This window comes from Leptospira selangorensis (assembly GCF_004769405.1).
GTDB lineage: Bacteria > Spirochaetota > Leptospiria > Leptospirales > Leptospiraceae > Leptospira_B > Leptospira_B selangorensis.
Window position 1 is genome coordinate 393476 of record NZ_RQES01000012.1, and the last position, 22207, is coordinate 415682.

Consider the following 22207-nt stretch of genomic DNA (forward strand, 5'->3'; position numbering starts at 1 on the left):
ATCCGTCTAAATCAGAATTTTTTCTGCCAAAGGTAAATGGACCCGGAATGTAGTCCTTCCGGGAGAAGAGTCAAAATCTATTTTTCCTTGGTGTCTTTCTACGATCTTTTTGCAGATATCCAGACCTAAGCCACTTCCTTCTCCTTTTTCTTTTGTGGTAAAGAATGGTTCGAAAATCCTATCCTGAATTTCTTTCGGAACCCCAGGACCATCATCAGTCACCGAAACGATGAGATAATCATCTTTGATATGGGACTCAAGATCCAATCTACCTTGGTAAGAAATAGCTTGGAATGCATTGTTGATCAAATTAGCCCAAACCTGGGTCAATTGATCTGCCTGTCCTTTTACAAGCGAGTTATCTGCGAAATTCCTGCGGATCTCGACTCCCTGTTTTACCTTATTATAATATAGAGTAAGAACAAGATCCATTTGTTCTCGGATATCGATTAAACTGATACCTGCATGATCCTGATATACATAGGTTTTTAAAGCTCGGATCACTCTCGCAGCTTTGGAAGCAGCCTCTCTGACAACATTACTGTATCTTAAAATTCCGGAAAGATTATAGGCATTTGCAACTAAGGTAGGAAATTTTTCTTTCTGAATTCCTTGGACTAAATCAGGAATATCTTCAATTCTTATTCCCAATTCGGCTAAATTTTCGGACAAAAACTCGGAAGATGGAAATCCAAGATTTTGTAATGTTTCTCGGATGATCTTTCTGTTTTTTCTTTCTTCGGAAGAGTCATAGAAGTCGGGAAATATACTTCCTTTAGTGAAAATTTTCTTCCAGGTTTCCCTCTCTTGACTATCTAGATCCGCAAACTCGCAGAGTAACTTCTCCCAATCCTGGCGAAACACACTTTGAATTCCTTCATTCGAGGAAATGATCGCACCTAGAGGAGTGTTCACTTCATGAGCGATACCTGCGATCAATTGTCCGAGCACCGCCATCTTTTCAGATTGGACTAGTTGTGCCTGAGTGGATTTCAATTCTTCTAACGCTAATAGTAGATCTCTATTCGTATTTTCTAAATATGTGTTCGTTGATTTTAGCTCTTCCGTTCTCAGAACTACTTTTTGTTCTAGGTCTTCGTTTAATTTTCGGATTTCTTCTTCCGCTCTTTTTCTTCCGGAAATATCTCTTACAATCGCTTGCAATAAAGCTTTTCCATTCAGAGTGACAGAGGTTAAGGTCACCTCCGCATCAAAATTCGTTCTATCTTTTCTACAATGTAACCAATCAAAAGTTTGGGGTTTGCCTCCAAAAGCTGCCTGTATTTTTTGGAACGCCCTTTGAGATGAAGGAATACCATCAGGCTGTATCTCCGGAGAAAAATCCACAGGAGAAGCTCCTATAATATCTTCTCTTTTACAACCGAACATTTCTTCCGTCTTAGGATTACATTCTAAAAAGACCCGATCGTCCATGAGAAAGATTGCCTCTCCCGCAGATTCGAATAATGTCTTAAATTTTACTTCGTGTTCTTCTAATGCTTCTTGAGCGATACGAATGTCTGAAAGTGTTACCGCTAATTTTTCTTCCGTCTTTTTTCTCTCAGTCAGATCTTCGAAAATTAAAGTGACACCGAAAACGCCTGAATTATCAAAAAGAGGATTCACTCTTATTCGAACCTGTAATGTGAGTCCGCTGACTGTGGTATTATAAGGTCCTTCGTAATCGGAAGCTTCTCCCTTTAAACCCTTGCCGATCAATGAGGAAACTCTTGTGTCTTTGAGGCTGGAATAAGAAAGCCCGATAATTTTATCTTTTCCCGCTTTTAAAAAACGCAGAGAAGATTCGTTTGCTTCTATAATTTTACCCTGCCTATCGAAGATCATGAGTCCGATAGGAGATTGTTCGAATATATCGCGATATACGTTTTCGCTCTTTGGTTCGCTCATAAAGATCTGGAAAAAAAATTCGAAAGCTCGCACAACTCTGTACGGGCAATTTTTCACATCAACCTAATAATTAGGGCGAGGCAGGAAGCGTAACGTAGAATGTTGTACCTTCTTCCGAGCTTACAAATCGGATGGCTCCACCATGTTCTTCTGCCACATTTTTGCAAATATCTAGACCGAGTCCGGTTCCTTCTCCGGGAGACTTAGTAGTGAAGAATGGATCAAAAATCCTATCTCTGATCTCTACAGGAACTCCGCTTCCGGTGTCCTGGACCGAAATTTCCCAGAACTCGCCTTTTCGTTCCGCATCTACGAATATTCTGCCTGAATAGTTCATAGCATGTAATGCATTCGTGATCAGATTGGTCCATATCAAGTACAATCTTTCCGGATCTCCCAGTACACTTGCGGATTCCGGAATATTGATATCCACGATCACCTTATTTTTCATTTTAGAATAATATAATGTAATAATATTTTCTATCTGTTCCTTAGGAGAAACAGATTCTGAGTGAGGTTTCCAATCCCCTTCTCCTGAAGCATAACTTTTTAGCGCTTGGATCACTCTGGAGGCTTTGATAGAAGCATCCAAGATTAGTTGGCTGGATCTGGAAATACTCGAGAGCGCGGATGCATTACTTACGATCATCCATCCTCTCTCTCCCTTGGGGATCTTCCCCACTAATTCTGAAACCTGATCGGGGGAAATTCCCAGATCTGTCAAAGCATCCGCCATCACTAGGGAATTTTCTATGCCGAATTCTTTCAGAATAACTTCCGTTTTTTTTCTTTTAGATCTTTCTTCTTTGGAATCGAAATCGGAATTTACGGTCCCTCCGTTCTTGAATAAGATCCCCCAAAATTCCCTTTCTTCTCTGTTAAAACTGGAATAATCTTTTAGAAGTTTTTCCCAAGGTTCGCTTAGAATAGAACGTATCCCCTCAGTAGATGAACGAATCGCGCCTAACGGAGTATTTAATTCATGCGCAATTCCTGCCATCAATCTTCCTAAGACGGCCATTTTTTCGGATCGGACCAAATTCTCCTGGGTTTTCTTGAGTTCGTCCATCGCAGATCTAAGTTTATCGTTGGCAGTCACCAAATACGTATTAGTAGATCTTAATTCTTCAGTTCTCTCTGCGACCGTGACCTCTAATTCTTTATTTGCATTTCGGATCACAAATTCTGCGGTTGCCAAATCCGACACGAGTAAACTTTGCCTAAGACTCGCGATCACTACCATTACACCGGCTGAAAACCAAATCACTAATCGAATGATCTCCGGAAGGCCTGGTAGAGTTAAGGAAAGGATGATTGCAGCCGAACAAACTATCACTTCCAATAAGGGAAGAATTCTCAAAAGCCCACTTTCCGTTCCGGACTCTCTTTCTATCTCTCCAGAAAAATCAGGTGCCCAGGTCAAGGTGCCATATCCTAAAAGCAAGATACTGGCTGAAAATCCTGCATTAGTTAAGGTTCCATCTTCAGGAACAACTATCAAAAATATAGAATTCCATTGTAACCAACTGATCCCCATTCCTGCGAGCCCGATTACCAAACATAAAAAGGAAAAGTCCGCCTTTAAACGTAAGGAGGGTTTCATCAAAGCTCCGATGCAGGCAGCAGAAAGTGTGAATACAGGATAAACAGATAAGGTCAATAACTGGAACCAAGGCCTATCTTCTTTTTTAGAAAGATATAATACTAGGGTGACTGCAAGAACTGCGATCGCAAGCCCTAATGCGTCCATTACTGCCACCTTCATTCTGTTAGATGGAACTCTATCCTTTAAGAATCGAGCAAATCCTATTGCAAAGAATGGTCCTAACCATGGATAGAATAGATCGCTAGGTGCTGGAAAACTATAGAACTTGGAAATTGCTTGGATATCCCAAACCACCTGGCCAATTAAATATGAAAGAAGTCCTAGAAAAAACCAGAATCTAAATCTTTTAGTTTCTCCTTCGGAGGATTTATAACCAAACCAAGCAGTGATCGTAGCGATCGTGATAGACGAAGTCCAATGTATATTATCGTAAATCCGTAATAATTCCGTTTCATCCGTGAAATATATGAGAAGAAACAGTACTAGAACGAATGCAGATCCCAAGTATATAGATAGAAATCCTAAATTTCTATCCTTTGAGGAACGAATTTCTAGTGTGGATACCAAGGAATTCATGCGGATTAGCGGGGCAGAATCCTACACCTTCGAACATCTAAGTCCACACTTTTTTATTTCCAAAAGGATGCACCTCGCTGTTGGAGTTCCTACAAATGTATTACAACAAGGTTCTTATCATTAAACAAGTTTAGATTTAATATAATGTCCTCGAACTTTTATCCGGAATATGAGGAAGGAAATTTAAACTCACAGGTATATATCTTCCTCTTACCCAACGGAACATACTCACGGAACTATTCCAGATCCAAGGCATCCAAGTAAAAACATCCTCATCTTGTTTCAGCATCTTCTTCAGAGTTAAAGAAATAGGAGTACCTGAAGTAAAAATAAAGGTCCTCTCCGAATTAGAAGGCTGAAAGTAAGTTTCACAGGCAAGATCCACTCTGGATTGAAAATTTTTAAATGTCTCAATCCCCGATGGAGTAAAATCCCCTTTTCTCCAAACAGATAGGATCTCCTCAGTCAGTTTGAAAAACAGAGCAGCGGATCGAACTCCACCTTTTAATCTAACTTTAGAAAATTGTAATAATGATCTTTGGAATTCAGGTCTGGTCCCGGAAAGATGCTCCGCATACTTCTTCCATAACTCGGAAGGGAATTCATTCCAATTTGCATCGAATGAATGAAAATCAATATCCGTCTTGAGATCGGAACGAATCGAATTGATCCCTTTCATAAAAAATTCTGCGGTTTCTTTATGCCTTCTCATTGTCCCTGAGATGATCTTATCCGGAAAATCCCCATTAGAAGCCATATACTTTCCAAGGGCAAAGGCTTGTTCCTTGCCCTTATCGGTCAATAGATCGTAATCTTCTCCCGTGGAGTTCGCCTGTCCGTGGCGAATCAGATATATTACGGACATACTTAGGATTCCGTAGTGAATCTAGGATTTACGATCTCGACTTTTTCGATAACGGATTCTTTTATATGTTTCCAGTATTCCGTATCTTCCAAAGATTTTTTTTCCTTTCGAATGATATCTCTTAGTTCTTCGTTCCAGGTAGAAGTCAGGTTCTTTTTCTCATTCCATGTTTTAGGAAACTCTGATTTTTTTTTGAGTAAAGAAGAAAGTCTGGAGAGTTCCTTGTCTAAAGATTCTTCTCCGGAGCGTATTTCTCTGGAGATCACTCCCAGCATATTCCAACTTACTAATGTTTTATATGCGAGAAGGTCCTTGTCCCTAAACTCGGGTAGGACCTCCTTCATTAGAAAATCCTGGATCGCTTCCAATAATTCCGTGGCACTTGGTTTATCCTGCATTATGATTTCCTCATTTTAAGGACTCTTCAATGAGTCTCATTGCCTCGTATTCCATCTCACAGGCCCTTCTTCCTATGGACGCGAGCTCTATTCCTTTATCCTTTCCTGAAAGGTGACGTTCTGCTTGGCCGATACAACCGATTGCCCAACGAAGATTTCCCATCACTTCCCAATATCTGATCTTGATAGGATCTAGTTTTACACCGGATGCCTTTTCGTAGATCTCGTAAAACTCGGAACGATCTGCAAAACCACCCGCTTCTTTATTCAGTTTTCCGAATCTCCAATCTCTCATACATAACCAAGTCAGATCTTCGTGACGATCACCCCAATGAGCGAATTCCCAATCCACAATTCCTTGCAAACCTTCCGAATTCACCATGAAGTTTCCTGTTCTAAAATCTCCATGGATCAGAACGACTGCATCACTTTCCGGAGCATTTTTCTCTAACCAATTCAAAATGATTTCCATAGCCGGATAAGCTCCATCCATGGATTCCAATTGAGAACGTAATGCTTGGACGGATCCTTGGGCTACCGTTTTGCCGCTTACATGTTGTCCAAGATTCAAAACTTCTTTTAGTTTTTCATCCTTACATTTCTCAGGAGTCACCGAATGGATACTTGCAAGATTTTCCGCAAGCTCTTGTGTGATCTGTTTACGGACCTTATTTAAACTTGGATCTTTTACTACGAATCTTCCCGTAGCCTTACCTTGGATCCTTTTCATAAAGTAGAATGGATTACCGGTGACAGAGTTATCAGACTCCAACCAAAATGGTTCAGGAGTTTTAACTCCAGCTTCAAATGCCATTCTACAAACCTTGAACTCGTTGATCCGAGACAAAGAAGCGAGCAAAGAAGCTCCCTTATCGGTTCTATATACGGTTTGGTATTGGCCTGATTCAGGACCGCCATTCACTTTGATGTCTGCGGAAAAATTTTCCTGGCAGGCTCCTCCCGAAAGAGAAACCATATTAGCGATTTCTACTGTTCCTTGGAGCCTTTTTCCTAAATATGATTCCAGCCTTTCCTTCAATTCGGAATCTTTCACGATCAGAAGCTCTCCTTTCCGGATATTAAATTCCTGCCGATCACCATCTTATGAGTTTCGGTAGGACCGTCTGCGATCCTTGCGGCTCTCGCATCTCTATAAAATAATTCTAATTTAAGATAACGGCTAAAACCATGAGATCCACAAATCTGGATTGCCCTATCAATACATTTGTTCAATGTTTCACTTACCTGCCACTTAGCTAAAGAGACAGCCTGTCTTGCGTCCCCACCTTTGCGAAGAATATCGGCTGCCTTTAATGTAAGTAAAAAACCCGATTCTATTTCCAATGAAGATTCTGCAAACATCCATTGGATACCTTGGTGATCGGATAATTTTCCGCCAAATAATTCTCTTTTGATCGCGTATTCTCTTGCGATTTCCATAGATCTTCTGGCAAGTCCTATCCATCTCATACAATGTGTAAGTCTTGCAGGCCCTAACCTTTCTTGTGAAAGTCGGAAACCTTCTCCGATTTTTCCGAGTACTTGTGACTCATGCACTTTTACATTTTCGAATTTTAATTCGCAGTGACCGCCTGGACCATGTGAACCTAAAACTCCGATTTCCTGCACCATAGTATATCCAGGTGCATCGGTAGGAACTAGGAACATAGAAGTTCTTCTGAAACTATCATTCACCTTTGACATCACGATCAAGAATGAAGCGCCATTCGCTCCAGTGCAGTACCATTTATGACCGTTAAGAATATAATGATCTCCATCTTTCTCCGCGTTAGTCGAAAGAGTAGTAGGATCCGAACCGGCACCTGGAGGAGGTTCTGTCATTGCAAACCCTGAGCGGATCTTTCCCTCCACAAGAGGATGATAATACTTCTTCTTTTGTTCTTCGTTTGCAGCTAAATGAAGAAGATGCATATTTCCTTCGTCAGGAGCGTCGCAATTACAAAGATAAGGAGCGATAGGAGAACGTCCCAACTCACTGAATACGAGTGCAGTTCCAACTAAGTCCAACCCCAATCCACCTTCCGATTTAGGAAGATGAGCGGTCCATAATCCTCTTTTTTTGGCTTCTTCTCTTAATTTTTGAACGATAGTTTCCGGCATTCTGCCATGATCGTAATCGTAATGATCTTCCGCGGGGATGGCGATCTCATCCACGAATGCTTTTGCTTTTGCCCTGATTCCGTCTAATTCCTTAGGTATGGATAAATCCATGATATATTCAATTTTCCTTATTTATTCTTTTATTAATTCAGGAGGAAGTTTAAACTTTCCGATCCTGTCGTTATGAAGACTTCCTAAATAGATATACTCCCCTTTCCTTTTCACGGAAGTGATCTCTTTTAGATGTTTTCCTTTCGGTTCTTGGAAACTTGCTTCTACTATTCCGTTTTCGTCCAGTATTACCGCAAAACCGTACGGTTGCGGCTTAGGCCAAAGGAATTTAGGTAGTTTAGCTACGATCGATTTTGTCCAAGGACGAGGATGTAAGATCTTATCCACCATATTGTTTCGAACGGTGAATAACGCTAGATAGAAATGACCCTTACGATCCGAGGAAATATTATCCGGGAACCCAGGAAGATTTTCTACCCAGATCTCGCTTGTTCCGGCCTTAGGCCCTTTGATCCAATATCTATGGATCCTATATTTATAAGTTTCGTTTAATACTAAAAAGTCCTCATTTTTAGAAAGTGCCACTCCATTTGGAAAGAAAAGATCCTTCATTAGAGTTGTGGTCTTTTTTGTATGAGGATCGTATTTTAATAAACGCCCATGAGGAACCGACTCCATTAGATCATACAAATATTCTGCAGAGCCGTATTTATCACTCGCATCCGAAAAATAGATCGTTCCATCTTTAGCAACATCCAAATCATCCGTGAATTTGAAAGGGACACCTTCGGATTCGGTGCTAAGAACTTCTACCTTTCCATCTTTGCTGATCTTTAATAATCCTTTGATTGCATCCGCAACTATGATGGATCCATCTCCTAATAATTTCATTCCAAGAGGTCGCCCTCCCGTGAATGCGTGCGCCTTCATTTCTCCGTCTTTGGAGATAAGATACACTTTGCCATCTTCACTCGCAGAGTATATATTACCTTCGTCATCCGGTTCGATATCTTCCGGACCATGTATCTTTCCGAGTGCGATTAGTTCTGCGGATTCCAAAGCTTTATTTTCCTGGAAGCCGCCGATCAAACCGGTATCGATAGGAGGTTGGTAGGCGATTGGTTTAATAGGAGAAGGTTTGAGTGCAAAACCTATTATAAAAATGATAATGAACGCTGCAGAGAGCAGGAGGATTTTTTTCGTGTTCACGATTCCCTCCTTAGGGAAAACGAATGAGACGCTACTTACGAAGGTCGGGCAGTCAACGTAAAATTCTGAGGTTCCCGCCTTCTTACCAGAATAATTGATTGCGGCTCCCAACCAATCGCCGATATCGTACATGAGGACTGAAAACTTTTCCAGTCCGTTTTAGCATGAAGATCTCTGAAGATATGGTAAACAAACACGGTCTCCGCTTTAAGGAATCCGCTGTTATTTTCGATGAGAACGAACCTGCAGATCAAATGTATCTGATCCTTTCTGGAAAAGTAGGAATCCATAAAAAAGTAAAAGAAGCATTCAAACTTCTGATAGAACTGAAAGAAGGGGATATGTTCGGTGAGATGGCGCTGGTGGATCGCAAACCCAGAAGTGCAAGAGCCATCGCAAAAACCGACGTATTATTATTTGCGATCACTGAGAGCGTGTTCTATAACTTAATCCAGACCAACCCTTCTTTCTCTTTAAAGATGGTTAAAATGCTTTCTTCCAGATTAAGAGAGACCAACCAAACCATAGCTAGTCTTTTAAAAGGAGACAGAAAGAATATTGTAACTTCTGCACTCATTACTTTCGCACAAACGAGAGGAGAGCAAGAAGATGGACAATACAAGGTACATTTGGCCGCATTCATGAAATGGGCCATCTTAAGAGTTGGATTAGAACATGCGGATCTGGTATCCGCGATCAATCTTTTGGTAAAAGACAAGATGGTCGAACAACCTAAAAACGATCCTAGCCATATAATGATACGGGACACGTTTTTTAAATACACATTGGACCAGTAATTCTTGGCTGAACAAAGCTTACCGGTCAAACAAAACAGGCTGGATTATTTAGACAATCTCAGATCCTTCGCATTATTATTAGGATTAGCATTTCATGTGGCGATCGTATATGCTGCAATCATCATATATCCATTAAGAAATGATGATAGATCTATCGCATTCGACGTATTCGGAGAATGGGTGCATCTTTTCAGGATGCCGATGTTTTTTGTTCTTTCAGGTTATTTTACTGAAAGGATTTATCTTTCTAAAACATTAAAAGAATTTTTAAGATTAAGAGCGTTAAGGATCATCCTTCCTTTGATCCCAGGGATCATATTATTCGCACCAATGCAATATTATGTGAACGCATTACAAGAAGGTTATCAAGGGAACTATTTCAAGTTTTTATGGGAAGAATTCTTACTCAAGAATCCTGCTCCTTCTCACCTTTGGTTTATACTATATCTAGCATTATATACTTTTTTATATTTAGGGGTTCGTCCTTTAGTCTCCAGGATCGGGAAATTTATACTTCCTTCTTCCAGATATGGAGAAGAAGGATCCGAAAAAAGACCAAGCGTAAAATGGGAAACATTACTGATTGCAGGTATTTGGTGCACCATCTGGACCTGCGGCATTAATTACTTTTTCCTAAAAGACCAAAAATACCTGAATATAGAGCCGGTACAATTCATATACGATTTCAGCTTTTTCTTATTCGGAAGTTTTTTGATCGGGAAAGAAAGTACGATCTTAAAAGGAAAAACGAATCGTTTCGAGATCATTTTACTCGGATTTTTATCCTTTATATTTTTCGGATTATTCTATTGGGTAAGCACAATCGATCCATACTGGTCTTATTTCGGATATACCGGATTCGGGATGAGAATACTTCATATTTTTCTAAAATGTTTGGGCGGATGGATCTGGATTGCGTTTTTTATCCGGCTATTCCAGTTGTTCTTTAACAAAACAGGAAAACTCAGTTCTTATTTAAGAGAATCCAGTTTGCCGGTGTATTTAATCCATCATCCGATTTCTCTCGGGGTCGGATTTTTGGTAATAAGCACAGGTCTTTCTATCTGGATCAAGTTTTCACTTCATATCTTCTTCGTATATGCTCTTACTTTCTTAGTGTATCATTTTGTTATTCGAGATTCTAATTTCTGGCTGACTGTGCTAGGAAATAAAGGGATCAGCTTTAAAAGAAATAAGTAACTTTTATCTTATCACCTAATATTAAATTCCTTCGGTTTCTACCCATAAGAGCTCGCAAACCTAGTAACTCTACGAATAGAAATTTATTTACTTACGGGTCATAATTTTCCTATAAAAAGGCAAGGAAATCATGAACCTCAATCGAAAAACTTGGATCTATATTCTTTTATTTTACACGATCGGCCTAGTAGGCTGCACAAAAGACAATAGTGGTACCGATCCTTTAATGTATTTGGTCGTATTTAATGGTCTTCCTGTTGCGGATATCGTATTCGAAAAAGGTTTTCCCGGCTCGGACAATACTCTTACTACAAATAATTTCACAGGAGTTGCGGGAGATTATACTATTACGGTAGGTGGAGAAGCAGCCACCGGGATCAATCTTCCAGGAGATGGAAGTTTAGAATTTATCATGCCCACAGTCTCGGGGATAACAGAGAACACTACTCTTCCACTGGTAGTTACCAAAAACGGAAATCCATTCCTTGCAAAAACGGTTAGATACAGACCGATTATAGATATTACGTTAGGAGCACCGAACAGTTACGGTAGACTCGTAAGTGCTTCCGACCAAAACAGTTATCTAAGAATCACATTAGGAAGCACAGGAGATGTTCTTTTTAATATATTTGGGTACATCGGAGCTAATTTAAATTTATACTATTATACCAGCCCGACAGGCTCTAAGACCACGATCGTAGAAGACGGAAGAACGGGAGCTCAATTTAAAAAAGCAAATCTCACTAGTGGCACTTATATTATAGAAGTCAAATATTCCGGCGGCGTATTTCCCGCAAGTTATAGAACCAATATCGCAAACGGTCAAATTCAGGCAACTGGCGTTTCCAACCAAATGGACTATGCCAGATGTTACGATACCTTGGGAGGTGGAACAACATACGTAGGGGCTTCACACGATTGTAACGGCTTAAATGGAAGCACATACACTCGCAGCGGAAGATGCACTTATCCTAGTGACGGGGGACTTACTACCAGAAGTTATTATACCAGCGGAACGGGGTTTGGCGGATTCGACCCTTGGTATGCACAAACCACCTGCACCCAACCTGGTTACGGATCTTATAACGAGTCTGAAGCTATCTACGAGTTTAACTAAGTAGAAGTCCTTCATAATTTTATAATATTTCCGCGGGTTCGGAAAATTTTAAGGATTGCCATTAGTGCTATATTCTTCAAAATCCGAGAAAATGTCCGTCCGAACCCGTCCCAAAATATTCTTAATAGACGATCACCCCATCGTTCGCTCCGGATTAGAATCAGAGATCAAGGCTTCCGGAGATTATGAATATTGTGGCTCCGCTTCTTCTATAAAAGAAGGCACCAAAATGATGAGCTTCACCCGGCCTGACCTGTTGATCTGCGATGTTTCTCTCCAAGACGAAAATGGGATCAAAGAGTTAGATTCCATTCGTAAAAAATTCCCGGAGATGAAGATCGTATTTTTGACAATGCATAGGGATTGGTCCTATTTACAAGAAGCTATTTCCGCCGGTGCGGACGGTTATATTCTAAAAAGTGATTCTATGGAATCGATTATGGCCTCCATTAAGAAAGTATTAAATAGAGGCAAGGTGTTTCCCGGAGAGATCGCAAACTTCAGTTATGACGAAAAACATATTAGAGATATCGCCGAAATCGTCAAAAAGCTCACCAAAAGAGAAGGCCAGATCTTGAACTTTCTATCCAAGGGAAAATTGAATAGAGAGATCGCAGAAGAATTAAAACTAAGTGTCAGAACGGTTGAGGCTCATAGGGCATCCATTTTCAAAAAGTTAGAAGTGGATAATATGGTAGAATTGACCAGGATCTTAGTTCAACTCAAGTCTTTAGATACGAATTAAGAACGAAGAAGTATCGTAAATCTAGTTCCCCTACCTTCTTCCGAAGAAACAAGTATCTCTCCTCCGTGAGCGGATACAATTTTACGAATGATAGAAAGTCCAAGCCCTGTCCCGTAAGGTTTTTTACTTCCGAAACCTGAATCGAAAATATATTTTTCCATATCCTTACTAAAACCTTCTCCATCATCCTCAAAGATCAGATAAACGACATTCTCCTCTTTTTCGATCCGGATAGAAAAGGTACCTTTTTCATCAGTAGCTTCCGCGGCATTTTTCGCCAAATTAAAGATCAACCTACGGATGCGAAGTGGATCCAGATGAATATTTCCTTTTGCATTTATTTTAGAGACCAGTTTCATCTCTGTAGATTGAAAGAAGGTCGCCAAATCCTCGAAAATTTCCTTAAAATAGGTTTTTATATCCACATTACGTAAATCCAAGATGATTCTATTTTTAGAAAAATCTAATATATCTAAGGTAAGATTTGTAAGTGCATCCACTTCCTTCTCCGCTTGAAAAAGAAGACCAGTCTTAGATTTACCTTTTTGAGATCCTAAATTTTTTAAATTTTGACGGATCATCGCGATCGGATGTCCTAGATCATGAACTATCTCCGCCGAAAGTTCTCCTATGATAGCAAGTTTCTCCCTATCTTGCCTTGCGATATTACGTACTGAAAACGCAAGTGCATCAGCGATCCCTCTTACCCAATCTACTTGAGAATCATCCGAATAACCTTCAAAAGGAAGATCGAAGATCAATTTGTAAAGCTGCTCATCTTGGGCAGAAACGATCAGTCTATTATTTCGAACCACCGGTTCGGCAAGTGAAGAAGGCTCCAAACCCAGAAGATCCTTCACATCATACTTATAAACTTCTACGGTTTCCAAATCGCCCTGGGAAGAAATAGAGTACCTTTTCCAAACGGAAGAATTCGGTTCTTCTAAATACACATAGACCGTTTGTTCTTTTCCGTTTTCATGAAAAATTTTCAGAGCAGTATCCGCGGCCTTATCATAAGAATAAGATTGCATAATCTCTCTTGTAGAGAAGACCAAAGATTTCATTTTGATTCCCAATGTGTCCGAACGTCTGAATGCTTCTGAAAAAATTTTAGAGATCAAAATCGAATATGCGAGGATCAGCGCAACTTCTCCATATTGGATCAAATACATACTCTTCCAAAATCCTAAAAAGAACATGATATCATTTAAAGTACATAAGCTAATCACTATATAGCCCGCAAATAGAATGACACCCCCCTCAATTCTTCTTTTCAGACCTATCGAAAGAAGAATCAGCCAAATAGGCATCGTGACTAAAGGCATATATAATGCGATTGGAAGAAGTGTAAGTGTATAGTATGTATTCGGAAAAAATAATACGATAATAACCGCTAAATAGTAAGGAACACAAAAGTATTGGCCGAACCTTCTCCAAAAATCTGTCTTACAATATCTATATAAAAAAGCATACAAAGTCGGCCCGGAAGCATATACACTGATATATTCCAAACGGTTCGGTAGCTCCCATGAAATCCCCTGTAGAAATTCATACGCAAGCCTTGAATCACCATTTGTCAAAGAACGGATCATGATCAAAAAACAATGAAATGCGAATAATAAGTGAGCGGATTCGTTCCTTCTAAAAAAATAAAAGAATACATTATAAAAAGACATTGTGGCCGCGATGAGCACCAAAGCCCACTCTAGGTCCCGCCGTTTCCTCACATCCTGCAAAACATTTTCCAATTCTCCCAACTGAATGGAATTCCAAACTCCTCCCCATCTGTTTTGAAAATTAGAAACATGAAATACCAACTCCAGATTTTCCGAATCAGGAGTTAGAGAAATTTTTAATTCATACTTTGCTATAGATTCAGATTTGGATTTTCCTACAGTTCCAACACTTGCTACTTTCTTTCCGTTCGCATAAAGTATATAAGAAGTTCCCAGGTCCGGGATCTTGAGAGCTAAGGTCTGCCTTCTTTCTCTCAATTTTAATTTAAGCCGATAAGTAGCGTAACCATGGCCTGCAATACCGGGATCTTTAGAAAAACTTTCCGTCCAAACAGAAGGAACAGTTACGATTTTTTTTTGGGATTTATATTTCGGACCTGAGAAGTCACCGGGAGAAATAAATTCTTCCCAATAAAATTCCCATTCTCCATCTAATGGAATGATCTTACCGTCTTGAAAAGAATGTTTACTTAAATCCAGAATTCCATTCTTCGCAGAAGAATGTTCCAGGCCCGATCCGATAAGACCGCAATGAAAAAGAAAAGAAGAGATTAGGAGGGCAAAGCAGGTTGTTTTTCCGAATCTCACGCGGCAAATCTATGGTGAATCTTGAAATCCGTAAATGCAAAACCTGTCTGTTATTCTAAAAATCCCTTGCCAGAGAATCTCGAATAAAAATCATGTCTCTTACCGGGCCTGTAGCTCAGCTGGTTAGAGCACACGCTTGATAAGCGTGGGGTCATAAGTTCAAATCTTATCAGGCCCAGGTAAAACGGTTTAGATAGAGTGGAATAGTCGGACTTCCGACAAACTTCTAAACCGTGAAAGTTTCCACTCATCCCTGAAACAAGGGGCGTTAGCTCAGCTGGGAGAGCATCTGATTTGCATTCAGAAGGTCATCGGTTCGATCCCGATACGCTCCAATGTTCTTTATTCCCTTCCCGTATTTTTTTTCCAAGAATCGATATCCGCTTTTTTCGATAGAATAAAGTTTTTAATCTCTTTCTCATTCTTTGTAGAGAATACGTAAATTTTTGCTCCGGGGCATTCTTCTTTATGCGCTCCTGGACCAAAAGTTTTTGATAAAACTTCTTCATCCAATTCATTTAAGATCGCAAAAGAATAATTCGTATCAAGCTGATACCATCTAAACGTATTTTGCCAAGGTCGAATGCTTAGATCCGGTTCGTAATAATCAGAGACTAGTCCTATCTTAGAGAAATTTCGAACAGGAGCAGAAGTCCAAAAACCTCCCATACCTCTTTGCCAATGCTTCTTTCTGCCTAAATCATCTAGACAAGATATCCACTCCGGATAATATTCAATCTTTAGAGATTTATTTTTAATGAGATAAGAAGATAAATAACTCCCTCCATAGATAAGAATGAAGAAGGTAATTATCTTTAAGACCCTTCCTTTGATCAGAATACAAAAAAGACCGAATAAACTTGGAATCAAAATTCCTAAATAACGAAATGGAATTTTTTCGGGTAGTGTATTTTCTGAAACGTAAGCGGTCAAAATAAGAAAGAAAGGTAAGATAACTCCGGAGAATATGTAAAATAGATCTAAGTTTAAGGACCGATTATCATCTTTCCTGAACCTTCTTAAACTAAAGAATAATATACCGCAACCGAAAGCGAGGATCCAAAGTATTCCGGTTAACGAGCCCAAAAAACTAGGAAAACTATTCCAAAAAGAGGGATCAAAGATTAATTTAAGATTTCCGAATATACTTTTTTCGAAATATCGATACGGAAAGAATACTGTATCATTTTTAACGAGTAGAGAATAAGTTTTAATTCCTGCAAATAGACCTAAAACAACCGGGACCCATTTCACTATATACGAAATCGAAAGTTTCGGTTCTTTAAAGATCTTACCCAGATTCGTAAATAATTCATATAAAAGAATAGGGATCAAAAAAGAAGGCAGAAATAATGGATCAGAAAGAACTGCTATGAAGATAAGTAAAAACTCGAGTATATAATGGGCCTTGTTCTTTTTAGGAGTGAAAAATAAAACCCAGGAAATCGGGAGCAAACACCAGGCTCCTGTATGAAACCCGGGAAGAAATAGAGGTAAGAAGCGACTCTCGAAAATGAAAAGTCCACCCAAAACAAACCAAATAGAGATCCTATAAAGAAAACTAATATTAGATTCTTCTGGCAGACATCTTTTAAATAAAATATTCCAAGAGAAGAATAAAAATGTCCATTGTAAGATTGTAAATCCTAAATGAACGACTTCAATTGAAGCATTGATCGGAATTGCAAGTAGTCTAAGTAGAAAATATAAAAATAGATCCGGAAATAAATAAAAGGCAGGTGTCCAGGTCCAATCTTTCAATCCAGCGAATACGTTACCTTCTTCGTATCCTTTAATAAGTTCCGAGAATACATTTGCAAAAAATAAGGAATCAGTGGAATAAAACGATCTTGCCGTTGATTCAGAACCGGAGATACTCCCCAAACTCATCAGAAAAATTGAAAAGGAGATAAGAAGGAAAAATAGTTTTATTTCCTTACGATCTAAGAACTGATCCATTAAACTCACTTCAGAAAGACTTCGCATCTAAATTGGACCGGTCAAGCGGATTCTAATCAGAAAAAGACTGGATATAATCTTGCTCAAAGGAAGAATTCGGATCATGAAACTTTCCTTCTATAGATCCTTTCTAATTCCGGCGATTTCCCTAATACTATTCACCATCTCTTGTGACGATATACGACGTCTACTGGTGGCCAATGTAGATGATATGGCAAAATACAAAGCGGAAGGAAAAGAATCCGGCTTGGCCGCGGTCTTCAATCAAAACGATGAAAAAAGAAAGAAGATCAAGATCGGCCTTACTACGATAGGAAAAGGATTCGAACAACCTGTAGATCTACTTATGATCCCCGGGCCAGATATCTTCTTGGTCGCGGAAAAAACAGGGGCCTTAAAATGGTTGGATCCAAAAGACGGAAGTTCAGGTATATTACTAAAACTTGATGGTATTTCTACGGACTCAGAACAAGGGCTTTTGGGAGTAGTGCTACATCCTGAATTCCCGGAAAAACCTCTTCTTTATTTGAACTATGTTGCAAAGAAGAATGGAGAAACAAGCAGAGTTTCCGAATGGACCATAGATCTTCCTAAAGATCCTAAAAAGGCAAAACTTTCCAAAGAAAGGATATTAATGGAAGTCAAACAACCTTATGGAAATCATAACGCAGGACAATTGGCCTTCGGAAAAGACGGCATGTTGTATATCGCTTGGGGAGACGGAGGATGGATGGGAGATCCGAAAGGTAACGGACAAAATCCTTCCACATTCTTAGGGTCTGTTTTAAGAGTGGACGTAAACTCAAAAGATCCAGGCAAAGAATATTCAGTTCCAAAAGATAATCCTTTCTTAAAAGATCCTGCATTCAAACCAGAAACATTCGCCTATGGTTTTAGAAATCCATGGAGATATTCTTTCGATCCTTCCGGAAGATTGATTATCGCAGATGTAGGCCAAGATCTATTCGAAGAAGTTGATATAGTAGAAGCAGGAAAAAATTACGGCTGGAACAAAATGGAAGCAACTCATTGTTTCGAGCCTAAAACAGATTGTGATAAAAAAGGATTAACAGATCCGATTTACGAATATGGTAGAGAAGATGGAAGTTCAATCACAGGTGGGTATGTGGTCACTAATGATAGAATCTCAGACTTGCAAGGCAAGTATGTATTCGGAGATTTCGTATCGGGAAGGATCTGGGCAATCGACCTTCCTAAAGACGGAAATCCTGTAAAGGAAGCATACTCACTCGGGAAATGGCCTGTATTAATTTCTAGTTTTGGAAAAGATGCAAGAGGTTCCGTTTATATTGCAGATTTCGGAGCAGGACAGATCCTAAGGATAGATCCGGGTAAATAATGTATACACCGGAACATTTTAAATTAGAAAATCTTAGTATCTGGAAGTGGAAAATTTCCAGATATCGATCTTACCTTGGTTCTCCTTTACAAACTTCAAACTTTTTTCCGGATTTCCAAATGTATAAATAGGTATCTTATCACAATAAGAAACTGAAATTGGTTCTCCCAATTTTTCTCTCACGATTTTTTCATCCACACCATCTATAATCGCAAATGTATAAGGTGGATTTTCTCTTTCGAACCATTTCAAATTGTTCTGCCAATAGAATAACATTAAATCATAAAGATAATCATCAGGCTCTAAATCTTTTTTGGAGAAGATCCTCATTGGTCTTACATACCAAAAACTTGCAACTCCTCGCTTCCAATTATACTTTTCCGCAAGCTCATCTAAACAAGCAATCTTTGTAGGATAATGAATTAGTCCTAAACCTTTAGAATACGAAGAATAAATCCCGAAAAGGATCCCAAGAGAAAACAAAGCGCCCAATACAAATTTCGCGACCGGAATATCTGAAATTCTTAAAATACAAATTATTCCAATCCCCAAAAATCCAAGAAGTATCTCTCCAAAATATCTATCGATCCCTTGGATACCCGCTCTTCCAGTTAAACCAAAAATAAATCCATATACCAAAAAAACAAAAGGAACTATAATCCCGAGAATGAGGAAGAGATAGGCAGGCTTATTTAAATTTTCTCTTCCTTCTTTTTTGGGCAAAAACTTTAAGACCACAAAAAACAAAATGATCAGAATAAGATAGATCCAATTTTCTTTACATAAATAAGAGAAAGAATGAAAGAAGTTTTCCCATTCCCAACTAGCAATAGCCTCCCCTATCTTTTTGGGCGCAGCAGTTCCCGGAAAGAATACAAAATTGTTCTTACGTAATATTTGAAAAACAATTCTGGAAGTTACAATTCCCAAAAACACCGGGAAATAAGTGTATGCAATTTTTTGGAGCCTATGAATGGATCTTTCTTTAAACAACCAATCTAAAAGATGTAAACCCAAAAAGGGGATCAGAAAATAAGGAATAAAAAGTAGATCACTTAAAGAAAATAAGAACACCATCCCGGCAACAAGAATGAAGTCTCGCTTGGAATTACTCCCTTCCCATTGATAAAAAAATCCCCAAGCCCAACATAGAACTGCCAGATTTCCACCGTGAAATCCCGGCAAAAACACGAACAGATCTTGTTTAAATAAAATTAATATAATCCCAATAAAAAAACCGAAAGTTAGAACTAAACTCGTATTCTCGTAAGAAATTTTTTCTTTCGTCAACTTCTGTAAAAGGAAAATAATCCCGAATAAAAGAAAGATCCATTGGAATGCAGAATAAGATAAATGGGTAAGCTCCCAAGCACTATTCTCCAGTGATAAAAAAATGGTTCTAAGTGCAAAATACTGCACTAAATCGGGGAAAAAATATAAGGCGGGGGTCCAACCGAAACCATCCAAAGATATTAAAAAGTTTGCCCCGGGTTTTAGAAAAAGTTCCTGGTAAATTACTGAAAAAAAAAGAGAATCAGAGTTATAAAAGGAGTCAGCCAGTATAGGATCAACTGCCACTCTTCCCAAGGAGATGCAGAAACCTATAAAGCCGAGTACAGCAGTGATAAAAAAGAAAAGTCGGTTTTTTGTATTGAATCCTTGCAAAAAATCCATCCAACAGGAGTTTTCTTTTTAGATCAGAGCGGGCAAGCCGATTTCTAAACATCTACAATAGTTATGAGCCTATTATCTTTTGTTCCTAAATATTTTGATTGGTTGAATAATAACGCTCCTCAAGGAGAGGCTGAAAAATATCCGGAAACAAATTCGGAATTTGAGAGTTCTATCCCCGGCATCTATATCTCGGGAGATCTGACCGGCATCCCTCTGCTAAAATATTCCGTGCAGAGTGGTGTTTCTGCGATCCGTAATATTCTTCAAAAGCCCAGAAAGAAAACAAAAGGTAACTTGGATGTTTTGATCGTAGGCGCTGGGCCTTCCGGAATTGCAGCAGGAATTGAAGCAAAGAAAAACGGCCTGGATTTTATTATTCTAGAAACAAACCAACCTTTTCATACAATCACAAGTTATCCGAAGGGAAAACCTATCTTTGCAGAACCTTCCGAACTGGAAGTCGATTCTCCCATCCAGATCAAAGATACAACTAAGGAAGATCTTTTAATATCCCTGGAATCCGTATTAAAAAAACATAAACTTCCAATTTTAAACGGAGAGAAGGTAGAATCTATCCTTCCTTCCAAAGGACCGGAGACTGGATTCACGATACAAACAGAATCTGGGAAAAAATTCAATTCTTCTTATGTTCTACTCGCAATCGGAAAATCAGGAGACAGCAGACGTTTAGGAGTTGCAGGAGAAGAACAAGCAAACGTATTTCACAGACTGATCGATCCGCAGGATTTCCAAGGACAAAATACATTAGTTATAGGAGGAGGAGATAGCGCGATAGAAGCCGCATTGTCTTTGGTAGATGTTTCTTCTTCCGTCACTCTATCTTATAGAGAATCCGAAATTTCCAGACCGAAAGAAGAAAATAAACGTAAATTTCAAAAAGCAGTCCAAGAGAATAAGATCCAATTTTTACCAAACTCTAATCCGGAAAAATTCGAATCCAAACAAGTCCGACTCAAACAAGGATCCAAAACAAGAACTGAAAAAATAGATTCTTCCTTGGTCTTGATCGGCTCGGAAGCGCCACTTTCTTTTCTCAAAAAATTGGATATAAAGATCAGGAATTCATTCAATTCTAAAGAAATCCTTGGATTTGTTTCACTATTTTCATTCGCATTATTTTTATATTTCGGAAAGGCATCCTTTTATGCTGCCTTTTGGTATTCCTGGGTTGCATTAGCTTCCGGGATCGTATTTGCAATCACTTCTATTCGATTCTTACTTTCCAAAGAAGCATTCTTTTATTGGAGATGGAGAACATTCAAAAATCTTTATTTAGTTTCCGCAGCAATTTACTTCTCAGGAGTATATTTGAGCGCCAAATACTTGGGATTTTATTTATTCGGAAAATATCCAAGCTTTCATTATACAGTTCTATATTCCACGACCATATTATTTTTCGGGATCAGAAGGATTTGGGTCAGACCTACACAGTATATCAAATTACAAACAACGACCTTGATCCTAATCCAAATCTTTCCACTTTTCTTATTACCTGAGATCATTCTTCCGTTTTTGGGAGATAAAGGATTATTAGGACCTTCTAATGGATTCTTGCTCACCCAGGTTTTTCCGGATGGAGCCTATTGGAAAGCTTACGGATTTATTCTGGCCTGGCCTTTGAATATGGGAGTTCTGTACGATGGAGGGATCACTACCTTCTGGTTAGTTTATGGATTCCTAATGAGCTTCGGGCTCATTCCGTACATGGTCTATAAATTCGGAAAAGGCGCTTATTGCGGATGGATCTGTTCCTGTGGCGGTTTGGCGGAAACCCTGGGCGACGAATATAGAAACAGAATGCCTCACGGAAAATTGGCATACAAATTGGAACATTCAGGCCAATGGATCCTACTCATAGCCGCAATCCTTACCATCGCAAAACTTGTAGGAAGTTCGGGACAATTTTTCTGGCCATTAGAATTCGGCGCAGACTCGATCAAAGTATATTATGATTTGATTGTGGACTTAGGTCTTGGCGGAGTTGTAGGAGTCGGAGCATATTTTATGTTCTCCGGAAGGATCTGGTGTAGAATGTTCTGCCCGCTTTCCGCACTCATGCATATCTACGCTAAGTTCAGTAAGTTCCGGATCTTCTCCGAGAAAAAAAGATGTATTTCTTGTAATATTTGCACCTCTGTTTGTCACCAAGGAATCGACGTAATGAATTACGCCAATAAGGGAAGACCGATGGATAGCGTTCAATGTGTCAGATGTTCAGCTTGCGTGGTAAATTGTCCTACCCAAGTCCTTTCTTTCGGAAAATTAGAAAATAACGGACAAGTGTTGGATAGGCTGAAAGCAGTATTATAATT

General features: G+C 39.2%; 16 protein-coding genes and 2 tRNA genes. 8 read left to right on the plus strand and 10 right to left on the minus strand.

Translation table 11 applies throughout. From position 1 onward, the window contains the following. Window positions 1-6 precede the first annotated feature (6 nt). The 7 genes from EHO58_RS09880 to EHO58_RS09910 form a co-directional block, all read right to left on the minus strand. Window positions 7-1908, minus strand: coding sequence for a sensor histidine kinase (locus EHO58_RS09880; RefSeq protein ID WP_135628885.1), 1902 nt, complete (start codon window positions 1906-1908; stop codon window positions 7-9). A gap of 70 nt (window positions 1909-1978) precedes the next feature. Further along, a complete protein-coding gene (locus tag EHO58_RS09885; RefSeq protein WP_135628886.1) occupies window positions 1979-4090 on the minus strand; it encodes a sensor histidine kinase in 2112 nt (703 codons plus the stop codon). A 136-nt stretch (window positions 4091-4226) separates the two neighbouring features. Beyond that, window positions 4227-4955: a histidine phosphatase family protein gene (locus EHO58_RS09890; RefSeq protein ID WP_135679795.1), complete on the minus strand. Its 729-nt coding sequence runs from the start codon at window positions 4953-4955 to the stop codon at window positions 4227-4229. Between the two features lie 2 nt (window positions 4956-4957). After that, the gene (locus EHO58_RS09895) at window positions 4958-5353 is read right to left on the minus strand and encodes a DUF6285 domain-containing protein (protein ID WP_135628888.1); all 396 of its coding nucleotides are present in this window, start codon (window positions 5351-5353) and stop codon (window positions 4958-4960) included. 10 nt (window positions 5354-5363) lie between these two features. Further along, window positions 5364-6407 (minus strand): phosphotransferase family protein, encoded by a 1044-nt coding sequence (locus tag EHO58_RS09900; protein ID WP_135679796.1) that lies wholly within the window; start codon window positions 6405-6407, stop codon window positions 5364-5366. Between the two features lie 2 nt (window positions 6408-6409). Then, window positions 6410-7585: an acyl-CoA dehydrogenase family protein gene (locus EHO58_RS09905; RefSeq protein ID WP_135679797.1), complete on the minus strand. Its 1176-nt coding sequence runs from the start codon at window positions 7583-7585 to the stop codon at window positions 6410-6412. Between the two features lie 21 nt (window positions 7586-7606). Continuing rightward, complete coding sequence (locus EHO58_RS09910; protein ID WP_135679798.1) at window positions 7607-8827, minus strand: SMP-30/gluconolactonase/LRE family protein; 1221 nt, start codon at window positions 8825-8827, stop codon at window positions 7607-7609. A gap of 32 nt (window positions 8828-8859) precedes the next feature. On the opposite strand from EHO58_RS09910, the gene EHO58_RS09915 reads away from it, so the two are divergent. The 4 genes from EHO58_RS09915 (at window position 8860) to EHO58_RS09930 (ending at window position 12554) form a co-directional block, all read left to right on the plus strand. Beyond that, window positions 8860-9492: a Crp/Fnr family transcriptional regulator gene (locus EHO58_RS09915; RefSeq protein WP_135628892.1), complete on the plus strand. Its 633-nt coding sequence runs from the start codon at window positions 8860-8862 to the stop codon at window positions 9490-9492. A gap of 3 nt (window positions 9493-9495) precedes the next feature. Next, on the plus strand, window positions 9496-10692 hold the full coding sequence (locus EHO58_RS09920) for an acyltransferase family protein (protein WP_135679799.1): 1197 nt from the start codon (window positions 9496-9498) through the stop codon (window positions 10690-10692). A 130-nt stretch (window positions 10693-10822) separates the two neighbouring features. Further along, a complete protein-coding gene (locus EHO58_RS09925) occupies window positions 10823-11809 on the plus strand; it encodes a hypothetical protein (protein ID WP_135679800.1) in 987 nt (328 codons plus the stop codon). A 91-nt stretch (window positions 11810-11900) separates the two neighbouring features. Further along, window positions 11901-12554, plus strand: a complete 654-nt coding sequence (locus EHO58_RS09930) for a response regulator (RefSeq protein WP_244241124.1) — start codon at window positions 11901-11903, stop codon at window positions 12552-12554. Here the strand turns inward: EHO58_RS09930 and EHO58_RS09935 are convergent. Next, window positions 12551-14881 (minus strand): sensor histidine kinase, encoded by a 2331-nt coding sequence (locus EHO58_RS09935; RefSeq protein WP_135679802.1) that lies wholly within the window; start codon window positions 14879-14881, stop codon window positions 12551-12553. The two genes, EHO58_RS09930 and EHO58_RS09935, sit on opposite strands and share 4 nt — an antisense overlap. Window positions 14882-14985: 104 nt before the next feature. Here EHO58_RS09935 and EHO58_RS09940 point away from each other — a divergent pair. Continuing rightward, window positions 14986-15059 (plus strand) — tRNA-Ile (locus tag EHO58_RS09940). A gap of 84 nt (window positions 15060-15143) precedes the next feature. Further along, a tRNA-Ala gene (locus EHO58_RS09945) sits at window positions 15144-15216 on the plus strand. Window positions 15217-15223: 7 nt separating this feature from the next. Here the strand turns inward: EHO58_RS09945 and EHO58_RS09950 are convergent. Then, window positions 15224-16867, minus strand: a complete 1644-nt coding sequence (locus EHO58_RS09950) for a hypothetical protein (RefSeq protein WP_244241125.1) — start codon at window positions 16865-16867, stop codon at window positions 15224-15226. Between the two features lie 76 nt (window positions 16868-16943). Here EHO58_RS09950 and EHO58_RS09955 point away from each other — a divergent pair, with 76 nt between their 5' ends. Further along, window positions 16944-18200, plus strand: a complete 1257-nt coding sequence (locus EHO58_RS09955; RefSeq protein WP_208728760.1) for a PQQ-dependent sugar dehydrogenase — start codon at window positions 16944-16946, stop codon at window positions 18198-18200. Between the two features lie 33 nt (window positions 18201-18233). Here EHO58_RS09955 and EHO58_RS09960 read toward each other — a convergent pair whose 3' ends face one another. Beyond that, window positions 18234-19874 (minus strand): hypothetical protein, encoded by a 1641-nt coding sequence (locus EHO58_RS09960; RefSeq protein ID WP_135679804.1) that lies wholly within the window; start codon window positions 19872-19874, stop codon window positions 18234-18236. Between the two features lie 63 nt (window positions 19875-19937). Here EHO58_RS09960 and EHO58_RS09965 point away from each other — a divergent pair, with 63 nt between their 5' ends. Further along, window positions 19938-22205, plus strand: a complete 2268-nt coding sequence (locus EHO58_RS09965) for an NAD(P)-binding domain-containing protein (protein WP_135679805.1) — start codon at window positions 19938-19940, stop codon at window positions 22203-22205. Window positions 22206-22207 lie beyond the last annotated feature (2 nt).